The following is a 14,433-nucleotide window of genomic DNA, read 5'->3' as shown; positions in this document are numbered from 1 at the left end:
ATAATGAAGGGAACCGATCTTTTGTTATTTTTTGAACAAAACTTTTTACCTACAGGAGACTTCTTGCGATGCAGCCAAACTATGTGCTGGACCAGGCCGAATGGGACAAGCTCATTACAGATACGGCCTATTATTTCGATGATTTGACCCTGAAGCGGGGGTTTCAATATTTCAAACAGAACCGGGTTCAGACGTTCTCGATCAGCGAGCCCCGGAAGATGCGGGCACTGGTGGAGGGCAGAGAAGCCTATCATGTCTATATCAGTCTCGATCATTTCTCAGGCAGCTATTGCGATTGTCCGGTAGCCGGACCCTGCAAGCATATGGCTGCGGTGCTGATGCATTATGCACATGCCCAGGGGAGGTCAGTGGCCCTCCTTGCGAATGCCAAGGCGACAGCAAGCCTTCCCAAAGCCGCTGCCGCCGCTAATCCGGCAGATAACGGAAACCGCATCGCCCTGCTGAAGAAGCTCAGCGGGCTGATTCCGGAAGCCACCGTAGCCCAGTGGCACGAGTATATGCAGCTGCTTGCAGGCCCGCTGGATCACACGGTGCGCAATCCCCAGTATGTGAGCCGGGCGCTGAACGCGATTCAAGAGGCCGGGCCGCCGCTGTCCCCTGTTGCCGGCAGGCTGTTCAGGCTGCATGCCCAGCTTTTTGTCCTGGGCAAGCTGCTGCAGCCGGCACTGCCCGGAGCGGCCAATGCCGGCCTGGGCTATTCGCTCGGCTACTATACGGCCATTGCCGTTTCTGAGCTGCAGACGGACATCACCGGGCTGATGCAGCAGCCGCTGCCGCTCGGGGAAGAACCCGCAGAATGGCCCCGTCTGCTCGATACCGCCTCCTATCTGCGCGGGCAGATGCTGGCGGAAGGGCGGGACCGCTCGCGGGAGCAGCCTTATTTCTCGGCCTGCTATGACCTGCTGTGGAGACGCTGGCTCTCCCCGAATGCAGACGGACCGGCTCTTTACTCGGATGAGCTGGAGGCACTGCGCCAGGCGGAGGGAGAGCTTACGGCCCCGCACTCCCGGCAGGCGCTGCAGCTGGCGGAAGGACGGATGTACTTTCTGCTGGGCGATGACCGGGCAGCCTGGGAGCTGCTCCATAAGGCCTCTGAGCGGCCCGGCATTCACCCTGACGAGCTGCTGGGCTTCCTTGCCCCGCTAAGCGAGGCCGGGCACTGGTCACGCCTTGCAGCCTGGCTGGCCGAAACCGGTCCGCTGCTGACCAGCCGGCTCTATAACCTGAACGATTACGCCCGGCACTGGATGGACGCAGTCCGGCATATCCCGGAGACAGAGCCGCTCATGTGGGAGACTCTGTCCGGCATGCTGCCCCTGTCACGGGAGATCTATCAGGAGCTGCTGCTGCAGTACGGCCGGTATCAGGAATGGATGGATTACCAGCTTGCCTCCGGCAAGACCCCTGCGGACTTCCGTGTCACCGACCTCCAGCCGCTGGAGAAGAATGCGCCGGAGCTGCTGCTGCCCTTCTATCACCAGGCCGTGGAGCGGTTTGTCCTGGAGAAGAACCGGCACAGCTACAAATCTGCGGTCAAGCTGATCAAGCGGCTGGCCAAGCTGTACAAAAAACTGAAGCGCGACGAACGCTGGGAGGCATTTCTTGAAAACTTCACCTCCCGGAACAGCCGGCTGCGCGCCCTGCTGGAAGAGCTGCGGAAAGGAAAGCTGATCCCATGAGCAAGCATACACAGAATATAACGGTCCAGCTCGCCTTGACCCGTTACGGCGATGCCCTGATTTACGCTGTTGACGGCAGGAACGAATACGTCCCCGGTGTCCAGCTGAAGCAGATGCTGTTCGCCTGGCATGAGCCATCCTTTTATGGAACAGAGCTGACCCTGCAGAATGCGGACGGCGTAGATCTGGTCGTACTGCCTGCCGAGCAGGTGGTCCCGTTCTTCGCTGAGCCGCGGCTGCTCACGCATATCGGCTGGAGCTGGCAGGGCGATGCCGCCCTGCTGACCGGGCTGGCCCCGGCCGTTGCCGGACTGCTGGCAGAGAAGCAATATGTCCCCGACTTCGCCGCTTACCGCGAGGGCCAGCTCCAGTGGCACTGGGACGGACAGGCGCTGCAGCAGCTTGCCGAAGAAGATGCTGCCCTTGCCGCAGCGCTGCAGGGACTGGCCGGACGGCCGGGTCTTGCGGCCGGTCTTGGGGCCGCCTTCTCGGCGGCGGTCTTTCAGCGCTATTACGGCACGGAGGCCGAGGCCGGTGATCTGCGCAGCGAATTCCCGCTGCTGTTCAGTGCAGGCGGTGCAGCCGCCCTGGGCCTGGACCAGGAGAGCTGGCTGATGTCCATCGGCTGGAAGGCCGACACCGCGCCCTTCCGGCCGGCGCTGCAGCTGCTCGAGCCGGATGAGGAGTCGCCGTACTGGCGTCTCCGGCTGCTGCTTCAGGACAAGCGCGACGAATCCGCGCTTGTGCCGCTGCGGCTCACCATGGACGGTGAGCCGCACGGCCAGTGGCCCGCATCGTGGACGGACCATGTCCGCGAGCGGGCGTCCGGGTGGCTCTCGCGGCTGCGCGAGAGCCTGCCCGGCGGGCACATCGGCCACGGGGACGATGTGCTGGGGGAACCGCTGAGCGACGAGCTCGCGTGGCGGTTCCTGAACCAGGACAGCCGGCTGCTGCTGGAGGCCGGCTGGCAGGTGCTGCTGCCGGCGTGGTGGGAGGCCGCCAGCCGCCGGAAGCCTCGCCTGCGCGCCAGAATCAGCTCCGGCGAGGCCAGCCGCGGGGGCGGCAGGTCGCTGTTCGGGCTGGATGCGCTGGTCGACTTCGACTGGCGCATCTCGATCGGCGACGCCGACCTCTCGGAGGCGGAGTTCGCCGAGCTGATCGCGCGCGGCGAGCGGCTCGTGCAGTTCCGGGGCAAGTGGATTCCGCTTGACCCCGCCCTGCTGGCCCAGATTCAGCGGGCCATGGCCGGAATGGACAAGTCGCGCGGCCTGTCCTTCCAGGATGTGCTGCAGCTGCACCTGCTGGGCAACGGCGAAGAGGACGACGGCGCGGAAGCCGCAGCAGAGCAGGCCGAGCAGCAGGCGGCGCTCGTCCGGCTGGAGGTGGAGCTGAATGAGCAGCTGGTTCAGCTGATCGGACAGCTCGGCCAGCGGTCCCAGTGGCCGCGGCCGCCCGTGCCCGCCGGGCTGCGGGCTGAGCTTCGCAGCTACCAGCACGAGGGCTTCGCCTGGCTGGCGTTCCTGCGCCGCTTCGGGCTCGGGGCTGTCCTGGCCGATGACATGGGCCTCGGCAAAACCGTGCAGCTGATCTCCTATCTGCTGCATATGAAGGAGCTCGCCGCCGATCCGGAGGCCGCTGTGCCCCAGACCGATCCGCCGGGCTGGCCGGCGCTGATTATCTGTCCGACCTCCGTGCTCGGCAACTGGCAGAAGGAGCTGCAGCGCTTCGCCCCTTCTCTTAACGTCATGCTGCATTACGGCAGCCGGCGGCTGAATGCCGGGTATTTCTACGGCGCAGCCTCCCAGGTAGATGTAGTCTTGACTTCATATGCTACGGCTGCGCTTGACCAGGAGCTGCTCCAGCAGTTCACCTGGGCGGCTGTCTGTCTGGATGAGGCGCAGAACATTAAGAACGCCGGGACCAAGCAGTCTTCTGCGGTTCGCAGCTTCCCGGCACTGCACCGGATTGCCCTGACGGGTACGCCGATTGAGAACCGGCTGTCCGAGCTGTGGTCGATCTACGATTTTATCACACCAGGTTACCTGGGCAGCGCCAAGTCCTTCCAGGACCGGTTCGCGAATGCCATTGAGAAGGAGCGGAATCCTGAGCGGACGGCTGATCTCCAGAAGCTGGTCAAGCCGTTCATGCTGCGGCGCAAAAAGAAAGACCCGAGCATCCAGCTGGATCTTCCGGACAAAAATGAAATGAAAACCTATGTCAACTTGACAGCAGAGCAAGCTGCCCTGTACGACCAGAACGTGACCGGTCTGCTTGAGAAGATGAACAAGCTGGAGGGAATCGAGCGCAAGGGGGCCATCCTTGCAGCGCTGACCAGCCTCAAGCAGCTCTGCGATCATCCTGTACTGCTGACAAAGGAGGCACTACCTGAGCCAGGCAGCGGAGCCGCTTCCCTGATCGAGCGTTCAGCCAAGCTGGAACGGCTGCTGGCGATGGTGCGTGAGCTGCGCGAGGAAAATGAGCGCTGCCTGATCTTCACCCAGTATGTCGGCATGGGCCAGATGCTTCAAGCCGTGCTTCAGCAGGAGCTTAAGGAGCCCGTGCTCTACCTGAACGGCAGCACCTCCAAGCAGGCCCGCGACCGCATGATTGAGCAGTTTCAGACCCCCGTGCCTCCCGAGGGGGCTCCACATTCGGCCGATCAGCCTAATGTATTCATTCTCTCCCTTAAGGCAGGCGGTGTAGGCCTTAATCTGACTGCGGCCAATCATGTATTCCACTTTGACCGCTGGTGGAATCCGGCCGTTGAGAACCAGGCCACGGACCGCGCCTACCGGATGGGCCAGACCAAGGACGTGCAGGTGCACAAATTCATCTCCCTCGGCACACTGGAGGAGCGGATTGACGAGATGCTGGAGAGCAAGCAGCAGCTCAGCGATGATGTTATCTCCGGCTCCGAGAACTGGATAACCGAGCTTAATAATGATGCGCTGAAGGATCTGTTCACACTGCGGCGGGAATGGGTCGGCTGATGCCTGATTGCAGGTGAAACTAGTTATTTAAAAAGACGGACCGTCACGGTTCCGTCTTTTTAGCTTCTGTCAGGGTATAAATGTACAAAGTTTCCCGGGAAATGAGAGATGAAATCAGGCCGTTATCACCAATGCTCAGACATTCTAAACGTTGCAGCCACGCTATCCTCACCGGCAAGCGAGCTGATAACAAGGGTGATCGGCTCCTCCTGCAAATCATATAGCAGCAGCTGGCTCAACAGATTTACTGAAATACTCTGATACGCTCCGGCAATGCCAGACCCGAGGCCCTGCGTAATTACCCGGCCTCCAGTGACTGCCGTGCATGTGTAATTGACCTGCAGCGCAGTCTCAGTCGGCGGAAGCGCCGTTGTCGGTGTCGGATAATTAACAAAGCTGCCATTGAGTGTCCCGCCTGCGATCACCTGATAACGGACCGGTGTGGATGCGAGAATCTCCAGACTGTCTGCCCGCAGTTCAGCCGCCACCGCTTCGGGTATCGTAAGCAAAGGGCTCCTGCGGAAGCTGATCGCCGCAAAATTATCTGCTGTCAGGGTGATATTGTCACGGAACTCCGAGGTAATCCGGCTTACGGCCAGCTGCTGCATTTTAACAGGGGAGTAGGTCCCGGCACTGTCGACAAGAAAGATCTGAACACGCAGATTCTCCTGGGAATACACTACATTGAACTGGAAAAAGTCCTGATCGATATTGTAGGTTCTGCTGATTACCTCCTCATAGTCCAGCTCAAACAGCTCCTGGGCAAACAATGTCTCCGGACTTACATCATTATTCAGCCCGGTCAGATACACTACGGCTCTGGACGTTCCGTTGTTGACGACTTTGACAACAGCCTGGCTTATGGGGCCGAGATCAGGTGTAGCATTGCTCGTCAGTGTATTTGAAGTTAATACAGGCATTTCGCCTCCTCCTCTCCAAGTAACCTCACATCATATATAGTATGCATACTAGCTTAGAAGTTTCTGGATTCTGCTTAGAACAGGAAGCCGGTTTGCCAGAAAATAACGGATGTGCTAAGATTAACTCAACTTTTAGGAACGGAGGGTTGCAAATGAATGTGATAGATTTTATCCGGATTCGTACTTTGCGCGGCTAATCAGACATGAATAGCGCTAAAGTTCTGCCCATGTGCAGAGGTCTCAGGATAGGTCTATCCATTTTTAAGGGCAACCCGCAGCTTGACCGGCGGACCGGTGTTCCGGTATATATCCGCCACGCCTTTAGAAATCGTATTGTTCATAGCAATGAATCCTTATCTTTGATGAGGCTTCAGGATTCCGTTTTCGCCGGCATACGTCCGGGTGAACGGGGTCATCTCAGCTGTGAATTACGCCTGCTGTAAGGTAACGTGCGTTCACCGCATGTTCCCTCCAGCCTATTCTGTTACCTCTATTGCAAGCACAGGCAGATAACGCCTGTGCTTTTTTATGTCTGCCCGGACCGCAATCTCCCGCCGTCAGCCCGTATACTTTACTTTTTTCAAATTTCAGGAGGTTGATTATTATATGGAAACCACTCGGCAGCAAGCGATTATTGTTGGAGTACAGCTGCAAAATGACACGAACTTCGCCTATTCTATGGAGGAACTGCGCAATCTGGCGGCTGCCTGCAATATAACCGTTATCGGAGAGCTCAGCCAGAAGGCCAGCCGGATTAACCCTTCTCACTATCTGGGAACCGGCAAAATCCAGGAGCTGTCGATGATGGTGGAGGATGAGGATACCCTAATCATTTTTAATGATGAGCTGACTCCTTCACAGATCCGCAACCTGGAGTCCTCCCTGGACCGCCAGGTCATTGACCGGACGATTCTGATTCTAAATATCTTTGCCGACCGTGCCAAAACAAAGGAAGCCCAGCTGCAGGTCGAGGTCGCTCAGCTGCAGTATATGCTGCCCCGCCTGAACGGGATGCGGGAATCACTCGGCCGCCAGGGCGGCGGATCAGGCCTCAAGAACAGAGGTGCCGGTGAAACGAAGCTGGAGCTGGACCGCAGAAGAATTGAGGAACGGATCACGGCACTACAGGCCGAGCTGCAGGGTCAGGTGGAACGGCGCCAGATTCAGCGGAGGCAGCGGCATAAAAATGAAGTGCCTGTGGTCTGTCTTGTCGGCTACACCAATGCAGGCAAGTCCAGTCTGCTGAACGCAATGGTTGAGACTTATCACCCGGGCTCAAATAAGCAGGTTTTTGCCAAAAATATGCTGTTCGCAACACTGGAGACATCCGTCCGCAGCATCAGGCTGCCGGACCACAAAACCTTCCTCTTAACAGATACCGTAGGCTTCGTCAGCCAGCTGCCCCATCATCTCGTTAAGGCGTTCCGCTCTACACTGGAGGAAGTAACCGAAGCAGACCTGCTGATTCATGTCGTAGATGCATCCGATCCGCAGCATGAGCAGCATATGACAGTAACTTCCGATACGTTGAAGGCTCTGGGTGCTGACGGCATTCCTACCGTATATGCTTACAATAAATCGGATCTGACTGACCGTGCCTATCCGGCTGTCGAAGGCGGCTCCATTACAATATCGGCTAGGCAGAGCAGCGGAATTTCCGAGCTGACAGGGCTGATTCGTTCACATGTGTTCAACGATTATGTCCAGTGTGAAATTCTTGTTCCGTTTGACCGCGGCAGCATCGTTTCTTATTTTAACGAACACGCCCATGTTCAGGAGGTCAGCTACGAGGAGCAGGGCACACGGCTGCGGCTGGAATGCAGAGCTGCTGATTATGAGCGGTTCCGCGGTGATTTTGTGGAGCTGTCACACTAATTTCTCCATGTAAAAAGCTTAAAAGAGCCGGCCCGGGATTATCCCCGGGAACCGGCTTCTTTTTTGCCCGCAGTGTACCTGGGCCAAGGTAAGGAAATTAAGTGAGACGAACCATCGACCAGACACTGCCCGAGGTGCTGCCGCCAAGATTCAGCGGAACCGTCAAACCGTCAGCCACATAGAACAGCCCGATTACATCGCCGGCATTGAGCTCGAAATCCCCTGTCAGGGTTACGGTTCCGTTTCCTAAAATCGTTCTAAGCGTCAGTATAAGTGCAACGTTAACGTTAAGCAGCGGGAACAGTCCGCTTACAAGGTCGGTAGTCGTCGGTGAAGTTCTCCGCAGGACAAAGGCCGGGTTCGTTGCTGCACCTAATGAGATTGTAATAGCGGCAGTAGTTGCATAGTTAAGGGTCGCTTCAAAGGAATAACGCCCGGTTACAGGAACAGTGTAGTTACCGGTAGTCTCATTGAAAGTAGCACTGTCATAATAAGGCGTAGTTACCGTCCAGCCCGTAAGCTGGGTGCTTGCAGCTGTAGCTAAGGTAGGCAGGAATGCTGAAAATCCTTCTGTGGCGACTCCGGCTCCCGTTGCTCCGGTTACGCCAGTTAAACCTGTCGCCCCGGTTACACCGGTTACCCCCGTTGCTCCGGTCACTCCAACGCCTGTTGCCCCGGTTACTCCTACACCTGTTGCTCCCGTTACACCCGTCGCTCCAGTCACCCCGGCCGCCCCGGTTTCACCTGTCGCTCCGGTTACCCCAACGCCAGTTGCTCCTGTTACACCAGTCGCCCCAGTTACACCGGTTGCTCCAGTCTCACCAGTTGCTCCGGTCACTCCTGCTCCTGTCGCTCCGGTGACTCCTGCTCCAGTCGCACCCGTTACACCAGCTACACCTGTCGCCCCAGTTACCCCGGTTGCTCCAGCCTCACCAGTTGCTCCGGTCACTCCTGCTCCAGTTGCTCCCGTTACACCCGTTGCTCCTGTCGCTCCGGTTACTCCCACTCCAGTCGCTCCTGTTACACCAGTCGCCCCAGTTACACCGGTTGCTCCAGTCTCACCAGTTGCTCCGGTCACTCCGGTTACTCCTACTCCAGTCGCTCCTGTTACACCAGTCGCCCCAGTTACCCCAGTTGCTCCAGCCTCACCAGTCGCCCCAGTCACCCCGGTTGCTCCAGTCTCACCAGTTGCTCCGGTCACTCCTGCTCCTGTTGCTCCTGTTGCTCCCGTTACACCCGTTGCTCCTGTCGCTCCGGTTACTCCTACTCCAGTCGCTCCTGTTACACCAGTCGCCCCAGTTACCCCGGTTGCTCCAGCCTCACCAGTCGCCCCGGTCACTCCTGCTCCTGTTGCACCTGTTACACCTGTTGCTCCAGTTACACCAGTCGCCCCGGTCACTCCTGCTCCCGTTGCACCTGTAACACCAGTTGCTCCTGTCGCTCCTGTCACCCCGGTTGCTCCAGCCTCACCAGTCGCTCCTGTCACTCCCGCTCCTGTTGCGCCAGTTACACCTGTCGCCCCAGTCACCCCGGTTGCTCCAGTTCCCCCAGTTACACCTGTCGCCCCGGTTGCTCCGGCTCCCGTTGCACCTGTAACACCCGTTGCTCCTGTCGCTCCAGTTCCCCCGGTTCCCCCAGTTACACCTGTCGCCCCGGTTGCTCCGGCTCCCGTTGCACCTGTAACACCCGTTGCTCCTGTCGCTCCAGTTCCCCCGGTTCCCCCGGTCACACCAGTCGCCCCGGTCACTCCTGCTCCCGTTGCACCTGTCGCTCCCGTTACACCTGTCGCTCCAGTTCCCCCGGTTGCTCCAGCCTCACCAGTGGCACCGGTCACTCCTGCACCAGTCGCTCCAGTCGCACCCGTTACACCCGTTACACCTGTCGCTCCAGTTCCCCCGGTTGCTCCAGCCTCACCAGTCGCTCCGGTCACTCCTGCACCAGTCGCTCCAGTCGCACCCGTTACACCCGTTGCTCCTGTCGCTCCAGTTCCCCCGGTTCCCCCGGTCACACCAGTCGCCCCGGTCACTCCTGCTCCCGTTGCACCTGTCGCTCCCGTTACACCTGTCGCTCCAGTTCCCCCGGTTGCTCCAGCCTCACCAGTCGCTCCGGTCACTCCTGCACCAGTCGCTCCAGTCGCACCCGTTACACCCGTTGCTCCTGTCGCTCCAGTTCCCCCGGCTACACCAGTCGCTCCGGTCACCCCAGCACCCGTTGCTCCAGTCGCTCCCGTTACACCCGCTGCACCTGTCGCCCCAGTCACCCCGGTCGCTCCGGTTGCTCCGGTTGCCCCGGCCACTCCTGCTCCAGTCGCTCCCGTTACACCCGCTGCACCTGTCGCCCCAGTCACCCCGGTCGCTCCGGTTGCTCCGGTTGCCCCGGCCACTCCTGCTCCAGTCGCTCCCGTTACACCCGCTGCACCTGTCGCCCCAGTAGCGCCAGTAGCGCCGGTAATCCCCACAGTTTCTGTGAGCATTTCTGCGGATACAAGCCGGTGCGCGGTTACCAGCTGGCCTGTGCTGCTTTTTCCCCATAACGAAATCTGTACCGGGTCAATTGCAGGCGGTACCGTTGAAGTATCAAAAACAAACTCAAACGCATCCAGATCAGCAAAATAATTTACGGTAATTACCTGATTTGCTGCCAGGTTGAGCGCTTCACTGACATACAGAATTCTTGCTCCCCCGCTCATGTAATAGCCCTGAATCGATACTGTGGACGCGGTGGTATCACTCCGGTTATCAATTCTTAGCGTTACCTGCTGAGTCGGTCTCACCCCGCCAACCGGATTATTTTCGATCGGCCCCGTTGATAAAAAGCTCATTTCATTACCACTTCCCTTAGCTTCAGATTTTGAATCCCAGCCATGTCTCCACCCTCAGCCTTCCCTCCCGGCTGCACGCCTCTGCTTGATCCACAGCTTGGACGATTTAACCGGCAGACGGCTGAGTGATTTATATAGTAATATTCCGGCGGTTTTTTTTGGTGTGGACTTCTAACGCTGCTCTCCCTGTAATTCAGGCTGATACCAAACAAAAAAGACCGTTCCAGCACGCAGCTCAAGAACAGTCTTCCTAATCTCTCAACCATAGCCTTCCTGATTCCCGGGCACGCTTCTCCCCGGAACCTTCTACTTATTAATATAAGTGCGCACACCGATTCTCGAAAAAATAGCATTTTTCCCGCTGGTGCCCTTCACCGCCGGATTACCGCCCCGCACCGCAAGTCCGCTGATATAATTGAAATTCGGATGCAGCGCCTCATCAGTCAGATAGGCAGATGTCCTGCTGCCTGGAACCCTTTTCCGGTTAAGTGAAGCGATCATTTCTTCCGCACTTTTGATGCCAAGCCCGTGCCCGTAGTAGCGGTCCCCGCCCAGCATAATAGCGTTCTCCCCCTGCCACTCCGGAAGCTCCGGGTCATGGTCAGGGTTTTTGAAATACACCACGTCCCCCGGCTGCATCTCAAACTTATTGAAGGTGGTAATCATCTGCAGATTGCTGTCATAATTCCAGTCCCACAGGAAAAGATCCGTAAAATAGCGGTCAAACGCTTCCGCCCCGATGGAGGCAATCGTCGCTTTATAGAGAATCATCACCATCGCCATTGCACATTCAAATGCATAGAGCTGACCATTCACAAAAATATCAGTAACCGCCGCCGAAGGGCGCACTCCCTGTTTTAGCTCGAATCCGCCGCTTGCCGTACGGTTCCAATACTTAGGATTACAGCGGGAATTTTTAAAATTGGAAAAATCCGTCGCTCCCACACTCATTAAATTCGCCGCCGCTATTATTTCTGCCCGCATCTTCCGTTCGAAATCCGAACCTCCGGGTGAGCTGTAGCCAAACCCCATTCTGTCAGCCCCTTCCTGATTTCCTCACAAAATATAGGTTATTGTACGTGTCGGGACTGCAGATTGTGCACATTAAGGCGATTTTTAAATGAAAAAAATTACAGTTTCCGGTAAAACACAGGGCCAAGCGGCAATCCGCTTGTTATGTAGCGTATTCCTGAAGCAGTATGCTAAAATAGCAACGTAAATACAGAAAAAGGAGATTATACCATTGTCAACTCCAGTGTATGGCAAAAGGGCCTCTTCGCCGGTCAACGACGAAAAATTACCGGCCCTTGTTTTGTTGCTTGTCGCAGCTTTTATTTTATTTCTATGCTGGGCGCCGTTTCAGGTAGGACTGTTTAATGGACAAACGCTAGTTTTTGAACAGCCGCTGTACATCGCTGCGCTGCTGAGCTCTCTGCTGGTTATGCTATGGATTGCCGCCTTCTACAAACAGCTTACATTCACAGAAGAACGGGATATTCTTGCCATGGCGGGCCTGCTGCTGCCGCTGACTTATGCAATATCTCTTTTCGTCGCCGTATCCCACTATAATGCTATGAACCTCTTTTATATTCAGAGCACTTATGGCGCGGTATTTATTGTAGCTCTTTTGTTACTCCGGAATAAGCGTGCAGACCTCATCATTCAGAGCGCCGTGCTTACACTTTCCTATTTTATTGTCGGCTTTGGTCTGCTGAACTGGCTGGGGGCGGGCAAGGTAGCCGGAGGTCTGGTTGGCTGGTTCTCCGATACAGTGTCGAGCGGAATTTATCTGGATGCCGTGATGAGCGATTCCAACGGTCTGCGGCTGACTTCGGTTTTTCAGTACGCCAATACATATGCCGCCTTCCTCATGGCGTTTCTGTTCGTGGCGCTGTTCGCCCTGAACCGGTCCCGCAAATGGTACGCTACCCTTATCCATTCCCTGATGCTTGTACCTATCCTGGTCTCTCTGCTCCTGACGCTGTCACGCGGCGGTCTGGTGCTGCTTCCCGTTGTCTTCATTCTGCTGCTGCTGCTGCTTAAGCCTGCACAGCAGATTCTATGGATTATTCAGCTTGCGGTGTCCGGAATCGCCTCACTGGCCGTTATAAACCCTATTACCAATGCCGGTACGGAACTGAATACTGCCTTTGATGCAGGCACCGCCGCCAGAGGCTGGGGTTATCTTGCCGCCGCATCCCTGCTAACCGCAGTCATCGCTTGGGTTATTCAGCGCTATGCCGCTCCATGGCTTAACACCAAGCTGGGCGGCTGGAGCAGACGCAGGCTTGCCGGCCTGTGGCTGCCGCTCGTCTCCGTAACACTGGCCGCGCTGATTGCCTTTCTGCTGCTGGGTACCAGCCTGAAAAAGGTCCTGCCTGACAATATGGAAACCCGGCTGGAGAACATTAACTTCAATCAGCACAGTGTGCTGGAGCGCTTCACCTTCTACAAGGATGCGCTGAAAGTAGTCAAGGATTACCCGCTGCTCGGCACCGGAGGCGGAGGCTGGTCTGCCTTATTCGAGCAATACCAGAATAATCCTTATATCAGCCGCCAGGTGCATAACTTTTTCCTGCAGTATCTGATAGAGGTCGGCATTATCGGATTTATTATTTTCATGAGCTTCATTCTATATATTTTTATCAAATATATCCGCGGCTACCTTAAGCGGGACAAGGATGATTTCACAAACGGATTTTTCTATTTCATTATTGCTTTGTCTATTCTCGTACACAGCCTGCTTGATTTTAATATGAGCTATGCGTTTATGGGCATTCTCGTCTTTCTGGGACTGGGCGGTATGGCGAACGCCATGCACAGCAAGCCGCTGCCCGCAGGCTGGGCCAAGAAGGGGCTTCGCTTCGGGTATCTGGCCGCTCTGGCCGTAAGTTCCATCGCCTTGCTGGTATTCTCCGCCCGTTCCGTCAGCTCCAGCAATGCCGCGCTAAAAGCCAAACAAATATCTGCGGTCAGTAATTCATATGAAGAAATTGCAGCACCTCTGCAAAAGGCGCTAAGCTACAGGAAAACCCACCCGGAATCATCCGCGCTGCTGTCTGGTCTGGATCAGCAAGTGTACAAGCAGACACAGAACGGGCAATTTGCCCAGGAGGCATATGCCGTCTTGGAGCGCGCGCTTAAGCAGGAGCCAAACAACAAGCAATTGCTTAACCTGCTGATCAGTTATTACGATATCCTGAATCAGCCGGAATCCGCCTATAATGTTTACGCCGATAATGCCCGCCGCTTTAATTGGGACATTAACTGGTATGAGAATATGATCAGCCGTGCATTTGCTATTGGTAATGAAGCCCGTACTAACAATGATAACAGCAAGCAGCAGCAATATTTCAGCGCCGGCTTGGCCCACTATCAGCATGTCCTGGATGGAATAGAATATCTGTCCACCCTCCCGGAAGCCCAGCTGCAGGGACGGCCTTTTAATATTACACCTCTGATCGCCTTAAGCATCGGTAAAATCAAACAGGCTGAGGGCGATGATCCTGCGGCAGCCGGGCTTCTCAAGGCAGGCTTTACCGAAGGATATGCCGAAGTGGCGCTGCAGCCGGAACCTTGGTCTACAGACTGGTATAACGCCCTGCTGGCCCAGGCTTTAAATCTCGGGCTGACTATGCGCAGTCAAATTGGCGACCAGATGAATGACGAACAGGAGGAGGTTGCCATGAGATACCATTTCAACCTTGGCATTCAGGCTTACCGGCAGGCTCTGCTCGATAACAGCAATGATCCCTCTGCCCTCCCCGCTTCGCTTGTGCTTAGTGCCGGCAAGCTTCAGCTGTTCTCGGGAAGTGCGGATGCAGCAGCCAGCACGTTCAAAGCCCGGCTTGGTGAGGATTACAATGACCCTTCCAGCCGTGAGCTGGCCCGCTGGTATTTGGCCGCATTAAAGAGACTGGGCCGTGCCCAAGATGATGAGGTATACAATAAACTAATTGCCGCTGATCCTGAGGAGGCTGCCAAAATCGAAGAGGCCGCCGCAATGTAGCGGAAGACATTCTCACAAATAAAGCAGCCGGTCACAGGTTCATCCGTGACCGGCTGCTTTTTGCTCCAGCAGATTTACATATCATGAATATCCGCCGGACAGAATCCGTAAGACCCCG

At 56.5% G+C, this 14,433-nt stretch carries 7 protein-coding genes; 4 read left to right on the top strand and 3 right to left on the bottom strand.

The genetic code is table 11. The annotated features are described in order from the left end of the window. The first annotated feature begins 68 nt into the window (after positions 1-68). Together R70723_RS01270 and R70723_RS01265 are read left to right on the top strand one after the other, a co-directional pair. Positions 69-1,700 (top strand): SWIM zinc finger family protein, encoded by a 1,632-nt coding sequence (locus tag R70723_RS01270; protein ID WP_039869145.1) that lies wholly within the window; start codon positions 69-71, stop codon positions 1,698-1,700. Beyond that, positions 1,697-4,690, top strand: a complete 2,994-nt coding sequence (locus R70723_RS01265) for a DEAD/DEAH box helicase (RefSeq protein ID WP_039869144.1) — start codon at positions 1,697-1,699, stop codon at positions 4,688-4,690. The genes R70723_RS01270 and R70723_RS01265 overlap by 4 nt, the downstream gene beginning before the upstream one ends. 125 nt (positions 4,691-4,815) lie before the next feature. Here R70723_RS01265 and R70723_RS01260 read toward each other — a convergent pair whose 3' ends face one another. Beyond that, entirely contained in the window at positions 4,816-5,610 is a 795-nt protein-coding gene (locus tag R70723_RS01260) for a hypothetical protein (RefSeq protein ID WP_039869143.1), read from the bottom strand. Positions 5,611-6,216: 606 nt separating this feature from the next. On the opposite strand from R70723_RS01260, the gene hflX reads away from it, so the two are divergent. Then, the gene (gene hflX / locus R70723_RS01255) at positions 6,217-7,485 is read left to right on the top strand and encodes a GTPase HflX (RefSeq protein ID WP_039869142.1); all 1,269 of its coding nucleotides are present in this window, start codon (positions 6,217-6,219) and stop codon (positions 7,483-7,485) included. 97 nt (positions 7,486-7,582) lie between these two features. Here the strand turns inward: hflX and R70723_RS01250 are convergent, their stop codons facing one another. Continuing rightward, positions 7,583-10,306, bottom strand: coding sequence for a TrbL/VirB6 family protein (locus R70723_RS01250; RefSeq protein ID WP_197071820.1), 2,724 nt, complete (start codon positions 10,304-10,306; stop codon positions 7,583-7,585). A gap of 306 nt (positions 10,307-10,612) precedes the next feature. Next, on the bottom strand, positions 10,613-11,338 hold the full coding sequence (locus tag R70723_RS01245; protein ID WP_039869140.1) for a hypothetical protein: 726 nt from the start codon (positions 11,336-11,338) through the stop codon (positions 10,613-10,615). 211 nt (positions 11,339-11,549) lie between these two features. Between R70723_RS01245 and R70723_RS01240 the strand changes: the two genes are divergently transcribed. Further along, the gene (locus R70723_RS01240; protein WP_039869139.1) at positions 11,550-14,315 is read left to right on the top strand and encodes an O-antigen ligase family protein; all 2,766 of its coding nucleotides are present in this window, start codon (positions 11,550-11,552) and stop codon (positions 14,313-14,315) included. Positions 14,316-14,433 lie beyond the last annotated feature (118 nt).

Source organism: Paenibacillus sp. FSL R7-0273 (assembly GCF_000758625.1).
Lineage (GTDB): Bacteria > Bacillota > Bacilli > Paenibacillales > Paenibacillaceae > Paenibacillus_AQ.
Note: the sequence above shows the minus strand (reverse complement) of the source record. Positions and strands in the feature narration are given on the sequence as shown.